Origin of the sequence: Myxococcus sp. MxC21-1, from assembly GCF_032612255.1 — a bacterium.
Classification (GTDB): domain Bacteria; phylum Myxococcota; class Myxococcia; order Myxococcales; family Myxococcaceae; genus Myxococcus; species Myxococcus virescens.
In genome coordinates this window covers 3,000,307-3,018,892 of the sequence record NZ_CP123278.1, presented here as the reverse complement: position 1 = coordinate 3,018,892, position 18,586 = coordinate 3,000,307, and the positions used below count along the sequence as shown (strand labels likewise).

The 18,586-nt window shown below is 63.6% G+C and carries 11 protein-coding genes; 4 read left to right on the top strand and 7 right to left on the bottom strand.

Annotation, left to right across the window (positions count from 1 at the left end; genetic code table 11):
- The first annotated feature begins 67 nt into the window (after nt 1–67).
- Nucleotides 68–652, top strand: a complete 585-nt coding sequence (locus tag QEG98_RS13960; RefSeq protein WP_316567053.1) for a hypothetical protein — start codon at nt 68–70, stop codon at nt 650–652.
- Here the strand turns inward: QEG98_RS13960 and QEG98_RS13955 are convergent.
- Both QEG98_RS13955 and QEG98_RS13950 read right to left on the bottom strand, forming a co-directional pair.
- On the bottom strand, nt 624–1,781 hold the full coding sequence (locus QEG98_RS13955; protein WP_090489075.1) for a sensor histidine kinase: 1,158 nt from the start codon (nt 1,779–1,781) through the stop codon (nt 624–626). The two genes, QEG98_RS13960 and QEG98_RS13955, sit on opposite strands and share 29 nt — an antisense overlap.
- Before the next feature lie 166 nt (nt 1,782–1,947).
- Nucleotides 1,948–2,232: a DUF2795 domain-containing protein gene (locus QEG98_RS13950; RefSeq protein ID WP_090489077.1), complete on the bottom strand. Its 285-nt coding sequence runs from the start codon at nt 2,230–2,232 to the stop codon at nt 1,948–1,950.
- A gap of 183 nt (nt 2,233–2,415) precedes the next feature.
- On the opposite strand from QEG98_RS13950, the gene QEG98_RS13945 reads away from it, so the two are divergent.
- On the top strand, nt 2,416–2,664 hold the full coding sequence (locus tag QEG98_RS13945; protein WP_316567052.1) for a hypothetical protein: 249 nt from the start codon (nt 2,416–2,418) through the stop codon (nt 2,662–2,664).
- Nucleotides 2,665–2,738: 74 nt separating this feature from the next.
- Here the strand turns inward: QEG98_RS13945 and QEG98_RS13940 are convergent, their stop codons facing one another.
- The 5 genes from QEG98_RS13940 to QEG98_RS13920 all read right to left on the bottom strand — a co-directional run bounded on the left by QEG98_RS13940 (nt 2,739) and on the right by QEG98_RS13920 (nt 7,372).
- Complete coding sequence (locus QEG98_RS13940) at nt 2,739–3,938, bottom strand: dihydrolipoamide acetyltransferase family protein (RefSeq protein WP_316567051.1); 1,200 nt, start codon at nt 3,936–3,938, stop codon at nt 2,739–2,741.
- Nucleotides 3,914–4,321 carry a biotin/lipoyl-containing protein gene (locus QEG98_RS13935; RefSeq protein WP_316567050.1) on the bottom strand — a complete coding sequence of 136 codons (408 nt, stop codon included), beginning with the start codon at nt 4,319–4,321 and terminating at the stop codon, nt 3,914–3,916. The genes QEG98_RS13940 and QEG98_RS13935 overlap by 25 nt, the downstream gene beginning before the upstream one ends.
- A 6-nt stretch (nt 4,322–4,327) precedes the next feature.
- A complete protein-coding gene (locus QEG98_RS13930) occupies nt 4,328–5,314 on the bottom strand; it encodes a pyruvate dehydrogenase complex E1 component subunit beta (RefSeq protein ID WP_090489083.1) in 987 nt (328 codons plus the stop codon).
- A gap of 53 nt (nt 5,315–5,367) precedes the next feature.
- Nucleotides 5,368–6,489, bottom strand: a complete 1,122-nt coding sequence (gene pdhA, locus QEG98_RS13925; protein WP_186817707.1) for a pyruvate dehydrogenase (acetyl-transferring) E1 component subunit alpha — start codon at nt 6,487–6,489, stop codon at nt 5,368–5,370.
- Between the two features lie 136 nt (nt 6,490–6,625).
- Nucleotides 6,626–7,372: a hypothetical protein gene (locus QEG98_RS13920; RefSeq protein ID WP_316567049.1), complete on the bottom strand. Its 747-nt coding sequence runs from the start codon at nt 7,370–7,372 to the stop codon at nt 6,626–6,628.
- A 1,169-nt stretch (nt 7,373–8,541) separates the two neighbouring features.
- Here QEG98_RS13920 and QEG98_RS13915 point away from each other — a divergent pair.
- Nucleotides 8,542–12,717, top strand: coding sequence for a seawater-induced protein 61-2 (locus QEG98_RS13915; protein ID WP_316567048.1), 4,176 nt, complete (start codon nt 8,542–8,544; stop codon nt 12,715–12,717).
- A gap of 337 nt (nt 12,718–13,054) precedes the next feature.
- Entirely contained in the window at nt 13,055–18,451 is a 5,397-nt protein-coding gene (locus QEG98_RS13910) for an RHS repeat-associated core domain-containing protein (RefSeq protein ID WP_316567047.1), read from the top strand.
- The last annotated feature ends 135 nt before the right edge of the window (nt 18,452–18,586 follow it).

The window sequence follows — 18,586 nt, the reverse complement described above, 5'->3', positions numbered from 1 at the left end:
CCGCGGAGATTCGCACAGCTCACTTCCAACTACGAAGCCCGCATTTGAGGCCCGCTATGCTGAAGGTGTGGCGAGCTTTCAAGACGCATTGCAGGACAACCGGGTACCCGGGCGGCTGGGCGACGTGCGGCTGCGTTATGACGGCGGCCGGCTGGTGGGCGAATCCCTACCGCCGCCCTGGGAGCGGCGTGCCCTGCCTGGACTGCTCGTCGGCGTAGGGCTGGGGTGCGCGGTGGGCGCCGCCGTCCTGGTGGGCGTCCGGGAAGGCACGACGTCGGCCTTCGCCCTGGGCCTGCTCGCGGCGGCCCTGGTGGGTCTGTCCCTCAAGTTGGAGTCCCGGCTGGGCCGCCGGCGCTTCGTCCTGCACTTCCGCACCGAGTCCTTGCGGTTGGAGCAGCTGGCCTGGTCACCGGGCGCGACCCGCGCGGCGGTGGTGCCCTTCGACGCGGTGCGGGCCGTCCACATGGTGGAGCGCCCCGGTCCCCGTTACGCGCTGGTGGTGGAGTACGCGCCAGAGAATGCGGAGGGCCCGCTGCGCCGCGCGGTGCTGGTGGAGGCCATCCGCCCCTCCGAGACGCAGACGCTGCACCGCGTGTGGCGCATGCTCAGCAACGCCTTCGGACTCAGGGGAGCGGGGCTCGCCGGAGGGTGATTTCGATTTCGGTGCCCTCCCCTGGCGTGGAGGACAACCGGAGGCTGCCGCCGAACTGCGTGACGAGCTCCCGGCAGATGGACAGGCCCAGTCCGGTTCCCACGCCCACGGGCTTGGTGGTGAACATGGGCTGGAAGACGCGCTCCTGCAGCTCCATGGAAATGCCGCAGCCGTTGTCCGCCACCGTGAGCACCACGTCCTCGGGAGTCGTCGTCCACCGGACCTCGATGCGCCCGGGACGTCCCGTGGTGCCCATGGCCTGCGCCGCGTTGACGATGAGGTTGAGCAGCACCTGGCACAGCTTCACCGGGCCGAAGGTGACGCGCACGGGCTCGCCGTTGCTCGTCAGCCGCGCCCGCTCCCGCACCTCGGCGCGCGCCAGCTTCACTGCGAAGGACACCACTTCCGCGACGTCCGCCGTGGCCTCCAGGTCCTCACCGCGGGCCTGGGCTCGCAGCCCCAGCGCCACCTGCCGCAGGTGCTCGGCGCCGTCCGCCAGGTCCTTGATGAGGGCGGGCAGGTCCTCCACCGTCTCCGCCACGGCGGGGTCGGGGTCCGTCTGCAGGTGCCTCGACACGTACTGGATGACGCTGCCCAGGTCGCGCTGCAGCGACGCCACGTTCTGCGACAGGTAGCCCACCGGCCCCATCAGCTCGTGCGCGATGCCCGCCGTCACCTGTCCCAGGGTGGCCAGACGCTCTGACTTCATCATGCGCCCTTCCACCTCGCGGATGCGCAGCTCCAGCCGGGCAATCTTGAGCGCATCATCGAGTGCGGCCTGGAGCTCCGTCCGGTCCCACGGCTTGACGAAGTAGCGCGTCACCTGGCCGCGGTTGACGGCGTCGATGACGGCCTGCATGTCCGCGTAGGCCGTGACGAGCATGCGCTTGGCGTCCGGAGCAATCGTGCGCGCCCGCTCCAGCAGCTCCACGCCCGTCATGCCCGGCATCCGCTGGTCGGAGAGGATGACGCCAATCTCGCCCCGGCGCTGCTCCAGGAGCGCCAACGCCTCGCTGGGCGAGGAGCTGCGGAAGATGCGGAAGCGCTGCCCGAAGTTCGCGTCGAAGACCCGGAGGTTCAGCGCGTCATCGTCGACGTAGAGGACCGCGGGGAGTTCAGACGGGTTCATGACGCTCCTCCTGGCCAGCGTCCCATGAAGGGGGCCAGGCTGGTAGGGCCTAGGATAGCGCCTCACCCCCTTCGCGATCTGCTGGGTACCGCGCGCACCACCAGGATAGGGCAAACGCCTGACGCGTCGCGCCTTCCGGAGAAGCCCTCTCCGTCCCGGGGTCGTGTCAGCGCGAAGAAGCCGACTGTTGCGGAACCGTGGCCTCCAGGTCGCCTTCCAGCGCCCGGGCCACCGCGTCCACGGAGCCGAAGCTGGCCCGGGGAAGCGAACCCAGGAGCGAGAGCACCAGGGCCGGGGCCTCGTTCTCACGGGCCACCCAGGTCAACTGCCGCGCGGACAGCGGAAAGACGGCGCCGTCGAGCGCCTTGTGCAGCGACTCCGCCAGCGGCAGCGGCGGGCCTCCGCGCGACTCCAACTCCGACACACCCTGGGCAAGCCGTTCGCGTGTCATGTCGTCGTTCATTGGAAGCAAGTTAAGCAGCGAACGCCCCCGGCCGCCGACCTTTTTTCGCGCTCGTGGAGCAGGCGGGGGGACGAGCCACGCAACCCGCTTGTGGGTGGTCAGCACGCGGCACACGTCCCACCGTTACCCCCACGAAGTGTGCCGGATGGCACCTGCTTGGGAGGACACATCATGGCGGACAACAAGGGTAAATCCGAGGAGACGAAGCACAACGCAGCCGGAAACAACGGCTATGCGGAGCGCATCGAGCATGTGGAGGGCACGCACCCAGAGCCCTGGCCCGGCATCCGCGGTCGCTCGGACGATGAGGAGAATGAGCTGCCGACCGGAACGTCACGCGAGCGCCAGGCAAGCGTGACGCAGACTCAGCGCAAGCTGGAGCAGGAGGCGCACGGCCGCAAGGAGCCGACGCGCAAGTAACAAGGGCCCATCCGGGCCCTGCCCCGCCCTCGCGCGCCCCAGGACGGGCACGCGGAGCGGGGCAACCGGACGGCCTAGAACAGCAGCCGCGTGGGGTGCTCGAGCAGCCCGCGCAGCTCGCGCAGGAACTCGGCGCCAATGGCACCGTCGATGACGCGGTGATCGCACGACAGCGTCGCCGTCATCATCTTCCGGACCGCCAGCTGACCATCGCGCACCACCGCCTTCTCGGAGACGGCACCCACCGCGAGGATGGAGGCCTGCGGCGGGTTGATGACGGCGACGAACTGGTCGATGCCGTACATGCCCAGGTTGCTGACGGTGATGGAGCCGCCGGTGTACTCCTCCGGCTTGAGGGCGCGCTTGCGAGCGCGCTCGGCCAGCTCACGCACGCCCGACGCGATGGCCTGCAGGCCCTTCTGGTCCGCATCCCGGAGGATGGGCGTGATGAGGCCTTCCTCCAGCGCCACCGCGATGCCCACGTCCACACTGTGGAACTGGACGACCTTGTCGCCCTGCAGCGAGACGTTGATCTTCGGGTAGCGGCGCACCGCCATGGCCACGGCCTTCACGATGAGGTCGTTGACGGAGACCTTGAGGTCCATCGCCTTCGCCTCTTCGCGCACCTTCGACGCCGCCTCCATGTCCACCTCGATGGTGAGGTAGAAGTGAGGCACGCCGGGCTTCACCTCCGTCATCCGCTGCGCGATGACCTTGCGCATGGACGTGAGGGGGAGCACGGTCGGCTCGGGACGCACGCCCGGAGCGGGCTGCGCGGCCGGGGCCTTCTTCGCGGCAGGAACCGCCGCCGGTCCACGCGCGAGCGCCTCCTCGATGTCGCGCTTCACCACGCGGCCAGATGGACCCGAGCCACTCACCTGGGTGAGGTCCAGACCCTTCTCGCGAGCGATTCTCTTCGCCACGGGGCTGGCGCGGAGACGCCGGCCACCCGCCTGGGCCGGAGCCGCCGCGGGCTTCGCCGCCGCCGGCTTCTCGGGAGCCGGAGCAGGCGCCTTGGGCTGCGCCGCCGGAGCGGCCGGGGCCGCCTTGGCGCCCTTCACGGTGAGGTACGCGATGGGCGCCCCCACCTTCGCCATCTGGTTCTCTCCGACGACGATCTCCGCCAGGGTGCCGTTGTCGTAGGCCTCGATTTCGAGGTTGGACTTGTCCGTCTCCACCTCGGCCACGGCATCGCCGGAGGACACCTTGTCCCCCTGCTTCTTGAGCCACTTGACGATCTTCCCCTCCGTCATCGTCGGGGACAGGCTCGGCATCTGGATGGCGATGCGGTTGTCGCCGCCGCCCGACGATGCGGGCTTCGCGGCGGCCTGCGGCGCGGGGCCGCGGGCGCCGGCTGGGGCTTCTGCTCAGGAGGCGCGGCGGCGGGCGCGGCCTGCTTGCCGGCCCCCACCTTCTCACCCTTCGCACCAATATAGGCGATGGGCGCGCCCACCTTGGCCATCTCGCCCTCGCCGACGAGCACCTGCAGCAGGTACCCGTCGTCATAGGCTTCGATTTCGAGGTTGGACTTGTCCGTCTCCACCTCGGCCACGGCATCGCCGGAGGACACCTTGTCCCCTTGCTTCTTGAGCCACTTGACGATCTTCCCCTCCGTCATCGTCGGGGACAGGCTCGGCATCTGGATGGGAATGGCCATACGCGTTCAAGCTCCCTCGCGGTACAGCACCTTCTTCACCGCGGCGATGATCTTCGGTGCGTCCGGCTGGGTCGCGTTCTCCAGGTTCGCTGCATAGGACATGTTGACGTCCAGGCCCGTGACGCGCTCCACCGGCGCGTCCAGGTCGTCGAACGCCTTCGACTGGATGATATCCACCACGGACGCGCCCACGCCGGCGAGCCCCCAGCCCTCCTCCACGATGACGGCGCGGTTCGTCTTGCGCACGCTCGCCAGGATGGCCTCCTCATCCAGGGGCCGCAGCGTGCGCAGGTCCAGGACCTCCGCGCTGATGCCCTCCTTCGCCAACTCCTCGGCCGCCTGCATGCAGAAGTAATACATGCGGCTCCAGGTGATGATGGTGACGTCGGAGCCCTCGCGCTTCACGTCCGCCTTGCCGAGCGGCACGACGTGCTCGCCTTCCGGCACCTCACCCTTGATGGCGTAGAGCCGCTCGCCCTCGAACATGATCACCGGGTTCTCGTCCCGGATGGCAGCCTTGAGCATGCCCTTGGCATCCGCGGGCGTGGCGGGCGCAATCACCTTCAGACCCGGGAAGTGCGCGTAGTTGGCCTCCAGCGCCTGGCTGTGCTGGCTGGACAACCGGCCGCCAGCGCCGCCCGGACCGCGGAACACGATGGGGCAGCGCAGTTGGCCACCGGACATGTGCCGCAGCTTGGCCGCGTTGTTGACGATCTGGTCCATCGCGAGAATCGCGAAGTTCCAGGTCATCATCTCCACCACGGGGCGCAAGCCCACCATGGCCGCGCCCACGCTCAGGCCGGTGAAGCCCAGCTCGGCGATGGGCGCGTCGATGATGCGCGCGCTCCCGAACTTGTCCAGCAGTCCCTGCGACACCTTGAAGGCGCCGTTGTAACGGCCCACTTCCTCGCCAATCAGATAGACGTTGGCGTCGCGTTCCATTTCCTCGGCGAGCGCTTGGTTCAGCGCCTCGCGGTACATCAACTCGGGCATCGTCGGCTCCGACTCGAACTCGAAAAAGGGTTGGTAGACAGGTCAGCGCGCGCCTAGCGGATGAGGCCCGCCTTCTTGTCGGCCGCCTCGGCCTGCTCGCGCGGCTCCAGGTCCCACGTCACCTTCAGCTCCTGGCCACTGGGGTACGTCGGCCAGTTCACCTTCTTCCCCAGCACGCGCTCGCGGGGGCGCACGTCCTCCTCGCCCTCCTCCACGATGGTGTCGCGCCACAGTTCGTCCAGGCTGGGCTCGGGCGACTCATCGGCGAACTTCACCGCCTGGTCCACCTGCGCATTGACCTCCGCTTCGATGGACTCGAAGACGTCGTCCTGGGCCAGCCCCTGCTTCAGGATGTAGGCGCGCAGCTTCGGAATCGGGTCGCCCTTGCGCTCGTCCTCCACCTCCTGCTTGGTGCGGTAGGTGGCGGGGTCGGCCATCGAGTGGCCGCGGAAGCGGTACGTGTTGGCCTCCAGCAGCACGGGGCCCTTGCCGGCGCGGCAGTACTCGGCGGCGTCCTTGACGGCCTCGTACATGGCCAGCACGTCCATGCCGTCCACCGGCTCGCCGCGCATGTCGTAGGCGCTGGCGCGCTTGTAGATCTCCGGCACCGCCGCGATGCGGGAAATGGCCGTGCCCATCCCGTAGCGGTTGTTCTCGCAGATGTAGATGACCGGGAGCTTCCACTTGGACGCCATGTTGAACGTCTCGTGGAGGGCCCCCTGGCTGGCCGCCGCGTCGCCGAAGTAGCAGACGGTGACGCGGTCCTCGTTGCGATAACGGCTGGCGAAGGCCATGCCCGCCGCCAGGGGAATCTGGCCGCCGACGATGCCGTAGCCGCCGTAGAAGTGATGCTCGATGTCGAAGATGTGCATCGAGCCGCCCTTGCCCTTGCTGTAGCCGGTGTCCCGGCCCATCAGCTCGGCCATGACCATGCCCGCGTCGCTGCCACGGGCCAGCGGCTGGCCGTGGTCACGATACGCACTGAGCATGTAGTCATCCGGTCGCAGGGCCTCCACCGGTCCCACCGCCACGGCCTCCTGGCCGATGTAGAGGTGGCAGAAACCGGCAATCTTCCCCAGCGTGTACTGCTGACCCGCGCGCTCCTCGAAGCGACGGATGAGGTACATCTTCCGGTACATGTCCAACAGCAGTTCTTTTGAGTACGGGCTGGCCACTGCGGAATGCCTCCATGCTGGCCGCCCACGGAACTCCCGGGGCGGCAAACGCCGAGCGACTCAATAGCCGCGCGGCAGTGGGACTTCAAAGCCTTTCAAGCCCCGTCCACGCCAGGTCTATTTCAGGCGCAGTGCGTCAGGAACCCAGCGCGAAGTGCGGGACGGAAATGACGCCATCCAGCAACTCCACCGGCCGGCCCGAATGGTCCGTGGCCAGGTGGATGACGGTGGCCTCTGGAAACTTCCGCCGGTAGTCGTTCGCGTGCGTGGGCTCATTGTCGAATGCAGCCACCACGCTCCCCAGGCGGCCCAGCCGCGCGTGCGCCTCCCGCTTGAAGGCGTCGTCGTCCTCGGCCAGCGTGGGCTTCATCACGAGGAGCACGCGGTCGTCATCCGGCAGCGCCAGGCCGTGACGGCGCATGCAGGAGACGGAGCCTTCCCGCATGGCCTCATGGCGGCCCGTGACGTAGACGAGCCTCGCGCCGGTGGCCACCACTTCGTGGGTGAAGCTGGCCGCGCCGTCGATGGCCTCGTCGTCCACGCAGTAGTCGCTGGTGAAGAAGCGCTCGGCCCAGAAGCGGCGGGCTTCGGCGAAGTGGGACTCCACCAGGGCGTCCTCCAGGCCGCAGGCGCGCATGGCCTCCTTCATGTCCCAGCCCGTCACCCAGTGGCGCGGCTCGCAGGCGGCCAGCACGGCCAGCGAACGGGCGACACCATACTCCCGGAGGATGCGGGCCTGCCGGGGCCGGTTGTCGAACAGGGTGGAGTCCAGGTCGAACGCCAGCACGGCGGAGGAGCCCAGGGAGCGGGCGCGCCCCAGGATGGAACGCAGGGTGTCGCGCCAGTCGTCGCGGATACGCTTCTTGAAGTCGTCGTAAGCCATGTGCGCGGGGGAGATTACCTGCGCCGGCGGGCCTCGGGGGAATAAGGTCGCATGCCCGCTGCCGCATTGGGTGCTCCTCAAGCGGGCCTCGCCCACCCAAGCGGAGCGAGTCAAGCACGACGAAGGGCCGCCCCCGGCCTGCGTCCCCTTCCCTTCGTGGGGGCGCCCGCCCAGGGGGCGAGGAACGCGTCAAGCGGCTTTCGAATCAAGTTCAGTAACGGGGATTTCCTGGGTCTCTTCACTTGGACTCCCGTCCGCCCGGAGAGACGGCGATCCAGCGAAGGCGTGCTCCCGTTCACCCGATCCTCAAGTCGCTGGCACAGCGCATCGAAGCTGCCCCATCAATGCCAAGGGAAAGTTCGAAGAAGAATCGGATTCGGAGCCGTCGCGGCAGGACTTCCGCCCCCAGTGTGAGCGGGCAGCACGGCCCAACAAGGCACGGCATTCGCATCAACCGTGGGTTCCACTTCAACCGACCTACAAATACGCACTGACGTCGTCCCCAATTCGCCTCCCCGGTCAACGCGACACAGCGAATGCGCCACAGGGCTCCCTGACCTCCGCGTCGAGCCCCGCCGCATCCAGGCAAGGCTTCCGTGCGGCGCCCTTCAGCGACTCGTGACGGCCAGACTCGTCTGACGCGTAAGCCGGGTAGGCGCCTGCCCGCTCAACCCACCAAAAGAATCACCCCAACAAACACCACTCGCAGCCCACCGCACTCATTTCCAAGACAAAGAGCTGACAACGTGAGCGCAAAACAAAGAAGTACCACCGCACCAAGACACATCCTCCTGGCACTCGCAGGGATATGGTTCACAGCCTGCGGAGACGGTCCTCTCCACGAGGAAGTTGAACCGGCACCACAATCAACTGCCGCCCCATTGGGACTCACAACAACGAGCACTTGTACGCCTGCCCAAATCGCATGGGACCACAACACGAGCATTCCGGACGCCCAGAAGGTTTGCGCGGGGGGCTGGGAGTACCAGTCCTACATTCAGCCCTGTTACGCGGAGACCAACTCGAGCGCGTGTCCTGTCATTGGGTACGAGCAAGGAACGTGCACGTACCACCACACCTGTAGAGACCCGGCATTCGGGATCGAGCGATTCCAAACCATCAACCAGGCTCCAATCATCGAAGGAACCCGATACTCCGTCATGGAGTGCATGCCGGGACAAGGCTGCCAGTACTTCGACGAGTACGACTACGACAACCAGGGCGGATGCAGCGCCAGCGTCAACACAGTCAGGGATTCGCTCCAGGGCGGATGGCACAACACCGTGACGTCGACCTGGAGCGAAGGTGCCATCACTCTCATTGGCGAAGGCAACGTCGCGCGCTTCACCCAGCAGTGCTACGTCACGCTCTACAACGTCCCGCTCTATCACCAGAGAGCCGAAGCGCCCTGCGAGACCTATACCGCCCAATGCGACGACACCACCAAGCCCATCCATGGGTTCTGCCGACACGAGAGCCACGGCCCCGCCCCGACGGAAAGCGAATGCGGACTCGCCAACGATGGCGCGACAAACACCTCGCCTCGAGGACTCTCGCTGGAGTCCCTCAAGGCGACCCACGACACCGCGGCAGCCATTGATCTGAGCCCTCACTGCTCGACTTGCGATCACCTTCCAATGCAGGATGACTCGGACGTAAATGCGAAGTACGCCTGCATCAGGCTGCGACTCAATCGCCTCATGAGGGATACAAAGTCAGACCGAGTGGAACGCAACGTCACCGCCAGCCAACTCCGCCGACTCATCGAGATGCGGGGCGATGCGCTGACTGCGGCGAACCTGGCCGATGCCCTCAGTCTCTATCGCAACAGTCGCTTTGGCTCGAACTGTAACAATGACCTCATGGTTCCCGAGGTGAGTCCGACTTGTGATCCCTCGATTGAGCACGACCGTTCATTCCTTGAAACGGTTTGCCACCCCCTCTCACTGGATCACGTCCAGGTCGCAGTCACCCGCCAGTTCTTGGATGAATGCCTCGACTTCATCGAGAATGCACCACTCGACCCGCAGTGCGGACTTCAGCCGTACGCGCTGCCCTACCGAGATGTCTCGATCTCCCTGCTGAAGAAGGTCTTCGCGGCACCTCACGGTCCCAGCGGCGCGCCCCGGCAGCAAACGCTGGTCAACAATCTGGCCGCCCTCGAAAGATGGCGGTACCACTCGCTCCGCGTTCTCCATGCGAGTGATAACTACCTGGAGGCTCCCCCTCAATTCTGGGAAGAATTGAGCGTGCTGATGAGCGCCTTCTGGAAGGGCGCGTACGACAGCGAGCAGCAAGTCGGCACCACACTCTCCCCGGAAGCCCTTGACGATCTCTCCGCGGCCTACATGAAAGTGGACCGAGAAGTCCTTCTGAGTGCATTCGCTCCGGAGTCCTACGTCCAATCCGCACTCCTCCTCCCGGTGATGAGCGACGCGTTTCACGGGATGGTGGATCGGCTCCGGGTCGCAAGCGCGTCCCACGACCTTGCGTGTCGCTATCTCACCTGCGCCAGCGGCCAATTGAGCACCGAGGTGAGCCAGCTCTGGAACCTCCTCAGTCTGCTCGACGACGCGGCTGCGCTGCAGAGTGCACTCAACAGCTCGAACAAGGTCCGCAGCGAGTGGCGAGCAGTCTTTCAGGCCATCGTGAATCAGCATTCACGCCTGGCGGCGGCCATGTCAGACGCCCTGGGACAGTACCCACTGCCCTCTGGCGCTCCCTTGCGAACCTTGAGTCATGAGCAGATACCCCAGATTGCATTGGGAATGTCCCAACTCTTGAGAGAGGCTCACGCCCGGAGCACGAGTTATGAAGCGCATGGCCTGTTCGACTCGCTCCATCGGAACGTCCTGTCCCGGGGAATGAATACAAGCTCGCTGGAGCAAGAGGCGCTCGACGGGGACCTGAACCAGCTCCGTAACAACCTCAGCCAAAGGGTCTCTGAGTACACCTCCACCCGGACCGCACTGATTCAAAACCTGCTTGCAAACCTGCAGACCCAGCAGGCCGAGACATCGGGAATGTGGCGAATCACCGCGCTTCACGAGCGCATGAAGGTTGTGTCGAAAGACCTGGCGGGCCTGCGCAACAACGTAGAGGTCGCCAACGTGCGTCAGGGCGACTTCATGAGCGCTTTCGATGAAGTGGTCGCGACCACGGATTTGAACCAGCTCATCCATCAAGACACCATCCCCCCTATCATGCTCAGTGCTGGCAATGCGGTCTACGCGGGAGGCAGCCCCGACCCTGAGACCCGCATCGCTGACATTGCAGCAAGAACGAATGGTTCAACGCCTTGGATGAAGGCCACAGAAGCCGGTGACTTCCTAACGGTCACAGTGACCGGACAGTGGTCGCCGACCTGTGCAATCAGTCAGGGAACCCACAGGCTGCCTGGAAGCCCGAACACGACGAAACCCATCCTTGTCACCCGAACAGAACAGGGACCCAATGGCTCCCAGACAATCCCTGTTCTCACAGGTCCCGAGGGGTTCCTCGTCAATCTCCAGAACAGCAACTTCCAGGCTGTCTCCAAACAGACCGTAAAGGAAGACGGCACCTACAGGACGTTCGACAAAACGGCTTCCACCTGCGCGGGCATGGAGGCCTCATATGGCTCCCCCAGCATTGTCGAAGGTGCATGGGGCGCCTCTTTCAAGGCCTACGTCAAGGCCGAAGGGTGCCTGAACTGGGACTGGGGTGAGCGGAGCTCCACAACAGAGGTCGACAACAATGCGAACGGCACAGAAAGCCGCAGTGTCGCGGCATTCACCACCGGACTCCGCGCAGCCAATACCCCCTTCCCACAACTTCCAGCAGGCAGCCTGCTGCTCGTGGAAGTCGAACGTCCAACGGCTCCCGCGCAGGCTCTGCGCCGCCACATCCGGAACATCCATCCCGTCCAGGCGCCGCATACATCCATCGCGATCGACCGAGCTTCGGACCTCTACCTGGTGGTCAATGACAAAACGGGTTGTGGCCCCACGGCAGCCGGCAGCCTGACCGTCAACATCAGCCATTCTCGTCCCCTCGCCGCCAGCATCCAGCAACTGGGCAGAGCCATGGCAGCCGTGCGGGAAGACCTCCGCAGCAAGTTCCCGGACTACCTGAGGCAGGGAAGACTGCATCCTCAGGATCTATCAGCGCTGAGGAGTCAAGCGTTCGCCCGGCTCTCTACCGAATGCAATTGCAACGTGAACGACCCTTCGAAGATCCCCACCACCTTCAACGGTTTGTTCTCGGCCTGGCTGGAGCATGACCTCTCCATCCTCCAGAGACAGGTGGAGATTCTCGCAGTCAGGCGGGAGCAGGACATGTTGGCCCTGGAACTCCGAGCGCTCCGCGACGAACTGGCCTCCGCCCAGGCCGAATCCCGGTGGGTACGAATGCTTCCACTTTGGAACCTGCGAAACCTGGACGGCGCTCAACTCGATTCGAGAACTCGCGAAGTGGTGTCCGGCCTCAATCAGTACCTCTACCCCATCATCCACCTACGCTATCCAAGCGTTTTCACCGCTCTTACGAATGACTCAGCCGCCCGAGCTCGCCTCATGCATCTGGTCGACATGGACTGGATGGCACCGGCACTGGATCGCGCCGAGTCCATCCTCGACGTCGAGTTCGACATCCGCGACAAGTTCGCATCCGCGAGGGCAGCGGCAAATCACCTGACTCCGAAGGTCGTCGCACTCAGCTTTCCGCGTCCGGGCGTCCAGGCCGACACGCCTTATCGGAAAGTCAGTGATTCACGAGCTGCGCAGGTATGGGACCATCTGCTGACAACCGGCATCGCTCCATTCACGGTGCTCCCCGAAGACTTCTACACGGCCTCCGGCGGACACGCGCAGTTGTTCTGTATGGAAGGCTCTCCGATCATCCGCGCCATGGGCCTGTTCGCCCGCGTTCATGTGACGGACGGAGTTGTCCTAAGCAGCGCGCTCGCAACACGGGCGCTGACTCAATTCGGCTCACAACTCGCATTCCCCACACTCGCGGGCTTGGAGACGTATCAACAGAGCAATGCGGAGTGGCATTTTGGAGGCCTCCCCGTGACATATGGCACGGCGAGCGATGCACTAGGCACTTTCGAAAAACATGCCCTTCCTGAACGAGTTGGGAATGGCCTATCCCCATTCACCCAGTTCGATGTCGATGGAACAGTGCTGTTCGCACCCGTTAGATTGGACGAGCCCCCCCTCATTGACATGATCAGCGAGCTCGTCCTCGTGTTCCAAGTCGAGCCACGGCAGCTCACCCAACCGATGACGTGGATCCGGACGTGCCACCCGGGAACTGCGCTCACGAGCCAAGGACTGCTGAGCGTCGAATCAGACATGCGGTAGCCAAGGGCGCTTGGCGTCCATTGTGGGGGCGGACAGTTGTCGCATGTCCGCCCCCCTATTTCCATCTGCAACAATCGATACACATCCGAGGTACTTCATGAAACACGTGCGGCTCTCAACCGCGCTCATGCTGCATGGGCTTCTTGCAGCACCCTACGCATTCGCGCAAACCTCCTCCTCGCTGGACGCAAAAGTCCAGGCCCCCGAACTAAGCGAGCCGCGGCGCGGCTCCCTTGCAGGCCAGCTCGCCAGCATCACGTTTGGTCCTGCCGATGTCAGCCGCGGAGCCTTCAGCCTGCCGGGACCCTTTTCATTCCCCACGGAGCGCGGCGCTCCCATGGGGACATTCTTCCCCACCTACGCTGTGGACAATGGACTGTCGGAATGGGGCGCAGGTTGGCAGAACGCCCTCTCCTTCACGCGATGGCGCGTGAAAGGCAGCCCCGACTACCTCACCGATGAACTCGCCGGTCCCTGGGGCCGGTTCGTTCCAGGAAACGACGGCTACTGGTATCCCAGCGGCCTGGATTCGACGATTCGCCTTGAGCATCTCGGGGACACCCTGGTCGCGTACCCCCCCGACGGAAGCCGTTGGAAATTCGGAGGAGACCATCGGATTGTCACCCCCCGCGGGACCTGGTCTTGGTTCCTCGAGGAGGTCGTCACCGCAACGGGGCGAAAAACCCGCTTCGACTATGAGGCCAATGCTTCGGGACGAATGTTCCTCAAGATGGTTTCCTATGGTGGCGTCGGGGATGACTTCCAGCACCGCGTCCTGCTGGAATACGAACCGATTCCCCGTCCTTTTCGAGACTTTCGCTCAGGCCAGGAATTGACGCTTGACCGGAGGGTGGCCACCGTCATCTCGCAAACGAAACATGCCGTCACCGGCTCCTTCGAGGAGCGCTGGCGGCACGAGCCCACCTGGCAGGCGGAGGAACTCGGCCCATCGTTTTATCTTCAATCGGTTGTCCAGCGCTTTGCGTCAGGGCAAACCGCCCCTGCAGCAACATACACATATCAACTTGCCTCCGAGCGGCTTTCCGCGGCGTCTCTCGAACGCGTACCAAAGCTCGATGCGCTCTTCACGTCCTTTTCATCGGACGCGCTCCAGCCTAACCGAGGGACCCTGCTCGATATCAATGAAGACGGTCGAATTGACATCGAGCACCATGCGGGCAACACGCTGCTGGTCCAGGGGGATGATGGTTTCATCTACGAGCCGCTCCCCCCACGGCCACCTGACACGGTGTTGGCCTGCCGTGGTCCCCAGTCCTCCTACAACCTGCCTCGAAACCTCGCGCAGCTTCGGGCTGACGGCGAGTACCAGGTCGTAAGCCTCCAACCGTCGTCCCTGCGGACACAAACGGCGCTCACCGTCTGCAGTCGCCTGGGTCAATTCCTGGCGAACCAGACGATCCCTGGAGACTGGGAACTCGGAGCCAACGTCAAATTGGTGGACATCAACAAGGATCATCAGCCTGATCTCGTTCGTGTCAGCAGCGGCGAGTACCGTATTCTTCCGAATATCAGTACCGGGAGTACCTACGCCTTCGGCGCTCCGATTCAGGGAGCGCTCCGTCCCAGCATCTCCCCCAACGCCTCATGGCTTCACGACTTCAACGGCGATGGTTTGCCAGACATTGTCTCCCGGTACAGCGGCGGAATCATGGTCTGGTTCGGATTGGGGAATGCCTCCTTTCTGCAGAATGGCCAAGCGTTCGAAATTCGGACGCTTTCGGGCCTCTCCCTCACGAATCTCTCCGATTTCCAACTCAACTTCATTGACATCAACCGCGATGGGCTCACGGACATTCTCCTCACCCGGGTCTCCAGCCCAGCGACCGTGCTGGCCGTCAACACTGGGACCCGCTTCCAGGAAGTCCCCGTACCGGCGCTCGCTAGCGTAGGCATGACCTTCAGTCGCCCCGTCATCGCGGATTTTTCTGGCAGTGGCGACGTCGAGGTTTCCTATACGAGGATGGAACAGTTCGTCACGCGCGCGTATCGAATTACTCTCGACACGCCGGGTACCGGGCTGATGCGTACCGCCGACGACGGCAAAGGAACGGTGCTGCATTTCGAGTATGCGCAGAGCAACGCCACGCCTGGAGCACGGCAGCGCCAGCCGCTGCTCGCCGCGATGGAGGTAGCGTCCTCCGGCCATGATACGGTTCGATTCACCTACAGCCACCTGGAGCCCACCCTCCACACACGAGGGAAGTTCCTCGTTGGATTCAACAAGGTTACGCGCACTACGAACATACAATCGCATGACATCGAATTCCTCAATGCGGATGACTATTCTGGACTGAGGACCAAGGAAGTTCGACAAGACCCGCTCACCGTCGGAGTCCATGCTTTCGCACAGTGGGTTTACGAAGATGCCCCTTTCCGTGGGATCAACAGGAAGCGGCTCAAGGAGAACCTGCGTGGCTGGGCGTCCGACACCGCGGGCCAACTCGCATCTGTGGAGAAGACAGAGTACCTGGCTTACGAAATGGAAGTCTGCCCATCCACTGTGAAGCAGACGAATGAGCACGGAACACTGCTCGTCGAGAAGTCACGTGCAACAATTTCTGGGTTCGGCCCCGCGCTGCATTGCGTGGAGGAGACCATCCGCCACACTGGCACCCACGTGGATCCCACGCTCGACTTCCGTCACGAAGTCCAGATTGCACGCAACGCAGTCGGCCTCGCCACGGATGTCTACAGCATCACGCCAACCCAAACCCTGACGTTACAGCACGTCACCTACTCGTCTGACTACATGGTTTCGGGAATCTCCATGCCGGGCCGAGGCACCACGCACTTCGCGTACGATCCAGGCACCCGCATCCTTCGACAGATCACGACCCCGGATGGCGTGGTCACCCAAGTGATGCAGCGGCATCCGGTCAGCGACACGATTCTTTCCTTGGAGAAGGACCGCGGAGCGCAGCAATACACACGTCACTTCCGGTACGATGGGTTGGAGCGTCTCCAGAAGGAATGGGACGACCTCGCTGGTTCAGAGATCCAACCGAAGCAGACTTACAGCTATCAGTACGCCACCGGCGTCGTCCCGGCATCCATCTTCATGTCGAGCCTGGTCGATGAACAGGACGGAGCGGCACAAGACAGCGTCCTCTACGCCACTGCGGCAGGTGAGAAAGTCACGGAGGCAACACGGATCCCTGAAGGCTGGGTTTTCGACGGGCTGGTCGAGCGCAAGGCTTCCGTTGCTGAAACCCGAACGTTCATGCGCCCTTCGATGCCAGGCACCGAAAACGTGCTTGCACTGGATTACGCGGCGCTTTTCGCCAATGGGCAACCCGTTGACTTCACTCGCAAGTCCTCTCATGGCCATGCTGTCGCCACGGCGAGGTCGTTTCATGCGGGTGTTGAGCAGCAGGTCGCAACAGCTCTTCGTTTGGAGGCGGGCCAGCTTCACCGGACCGCCTGGGAGAACGGTACCCACCGCACGCAAGTGACCCTGGATGCCTCAGAGCGTATCGTCGCTCGCGAAGACGAGGCCAACGTTCGCCACAAATATCGCTACGATGCCCTGGGGCGCATTCGCCAAGTCGAACTGCCAGATGGCAGCATGCACCAAGCGCACTTCGACGATCACGGCCGGGTATCGCTGATGATTCGCGAAGGCGTCGCGAATATTGAATACGCCTACGACATGGTCTCAGGTCTTCCCGTGCTCAAGCGATTCTCGTCTCCTTCGGGGGTCGTGCAACGACAGGTCACGTTCACGCACGATCCAGTGGGCAGACTTGAAAGCGAGACGCATGCGGACTTCGTTGGCAGCGCTCCGCTCGTTTATCGTTATTATCATGATGGCACCAGTCCTGAACATCCGACGCTCCGTACCACTTTGGGACTGGTTTCCACGGTTCAGGGCGAGGGCTACACCAAACGGCTGGAGTATCGCGCAGATGGCAAGGTCTCCAGGCGAATCATTCAACTCGACGGATGGCACACGGTCGAGTGGATGTACTCCTACGCCGCCAATGGCGCCGTACGCACCGAAACCTTGAAGTTGTGGAGCCCGCAGGGACCTCTTCAATCGAGCAACACCAAGTCCTGGCATTGGAACACCTACGGACAACTCTCGGAGCTGCACCTGGATGGTCAGCTTTTGGCCCTACTCGACTACAACGAGAATGGGCAGCCAACCACCATCGCATTCTCAGCAGGTGGCAGCGCTTCGTTGGGTTACGACCCGTTGACGCGAGATGTGATTTCACTCACCCAGGTCGGACTCAACTGGAGCGCCTCCACTTCCCTGAGTCTGAATGCTCGCGGGCTCATGAGTCATGAGTCGTTCTCCATCGGCGGCACTCACCTTCAACGTCAGTACGGCCACTCTCCACAAGGCTTCCTCGTCAGCGCCGTCGATTCACAGCACGCCTATCAATACGGCTTCGATGATTCCGGATTGCCCACCTTCATTGAAGAGCAAGGAGCGCGGAGGAATTTTTCGCGCCAGGGCAACACCCTCACCGTCGGCGGCACCTCTCACGTATTCGACGCCATGGGGCGCATCGTATCCAAGGGAGATTTGTCGCTCGCCTACGGGCCCAACGGCCAGGTTGCCACCGCGACGAGCCCTCAAGGACAGTGGGCCTATCTCTACGACGAGACTGGCCAGCGCCTCCTCAAGCTTGAAGCAGGGAATCCCATTGCAGGCTACCTCGACGGGGGCGTCTATCTGGATGCCACCGGCCTCACCGAGCCCTTCCGCTACGGCGGTCAGCTCGCGGGACTGATCAAGAATGGTCAGTTCCAGATGGTAGCAACCGACCTGCGGGGCTCCATCGTGGCTGACACCGATGGGACGACACGCTGGGTATCTCCATTTGGAAACCGAAGCACCCATCCCGACATTGCCGCAGCACTCGACTATACGCAGAACGGCTACGATGCTGATTTGGGAGTCATTCGAATGGGGATGCGCGACTACGACCCCACGCTCAACCTGTTCCTCACTCCCGACCCGCTCTATCTTGAAGATCTGGAGAGGTGCAGCGATAAACCGGTCGAATGCAACCTATATGGCTACGCTCGCAACGCGCCACTCAACCTCGTCGATCCCTCAGGGCTCGACACCGTGGTGCTCCACGGTGGTGGTCCAGGAAGAGCCTCTGGCGTGACGTTGTTGGCAAACACCATGAGGGCCCTCCTGCCGGACGTACGGACTGTTGTCCCCGATAGGATCCATGGAAATGGCTATATGGAGAAGGATCCAACACGCGCGATAGCCTTCGCCACCAACCACGTCCATGGGGATCAAGCCCAGAAGAACCTCGTGGGGTTCAGCCTGGGAGGAGACGCCGCCATCTTCGCGGCGGCCGCCGCTGGGCCAGAAGGCGCCCAAGGCGTCAAGTGGAACAACGTCGTCGTGTACGGGGCACGCGTCGACCGGATCATGGACAAACTTGAGGCCGCCGCGAAGAACTCGGAGCACCTCGTCATCGTCAACCTCATCGGTGACAAGTACCCGCTGGCTGCTGGTGGAAACAACAATTTCGGAGACCGACGGGCCGAGTCGCTCGCCGACCAAATTATCCAGAAATACGGCTCGTTGGAGGAATTTTCCAAGAAGTTCCCAAACGTCACGCTCGGCAGCGCTGTCGGCAGTCATCATGGAGCAGGCGACAGAGGATCATCCGTGAGTTCGGTGGTAACCGCGTTTGGAGCGTCACGCGAACTGACCGGCAAACACACGATGACGCTCCCCTAAAGGAAGGCGCCTTGACGAGAGAGACACCCCATTCTCCGCGTGCCCAGGTGCGTGGGGCCCAGCTTCGTGCCACACGATGGGCCGGCGCCGCCGCCTCCGCGGCAAGCGCACTGCTCTATCTCATCACCCTGCTCC

Bases quoted from the DNA above. Each gene is read 5' to 3' on its own strand.
- QEG98_RS13955 (WP_090489075.1), bottom strand. From the start codon at position 1,781: ATGAACCCGTCTGAACTCCCCGCGGTCCTCTACGTCGACGATGACGCG.
- QEG98_RS13950 (WP_090489077.1), bottom strand. From the start codon at position 2,232: ATGACACGCGAACGGCTTGCCCAGGGTGTGTCGGAGTTGGAGTCGCGC.
- QEG98_RS13945 (WP_316567052.1), top strand. From the start codon at position 2,416: ATGGCGGACAACAAGGGTAAATCCGAGGAGACGAAGCACAACGCAGCC.
- QEG98_RS13940 (WP_316567051.1), bottom strand. From the start codon at position 3,938: ATGCCGAGCCTGTCCCCGACGATGACGGAGGGGAAGATCGTCAAGTGG.
- QEG98_RS13935 (WP_316567050.1), bottom strand. From the start codon at position 4,321: ATGGCCATTCCCATCCAGATGCCGAGCCTGTCCCCGACGATGACGGAG.
- QEG98_RS13930 (WP_090489083.1), bottom strand. From the start codon at position 5,314: ATGCCCGAGTTGATGTACCGCGAGGCGCTGAACCAAGCGCTCGCCGAG.
- QEG98_RS13920 (WP_316567049.1), bottom strand. From the start codon at position 7,372: ATGGCTTACGACGACTTCAAGAAGCGTATCCGCGACGACTGGCGCGAC.
- QEG98_RS13915 (WP_316567048.1), top strand. From the start codon at position 8,542: ATGCCGGGACAAGGCTGCCAGTACTTCGACGAGTACGACTACGACAAC.
- QEG98_RS13910 (WP_316567047.1), top strand. From the start codon at position 13,055: ATGGGGACATTCTTCCCCACCTACGCTGTGGACAATGGACTGTCGGAA.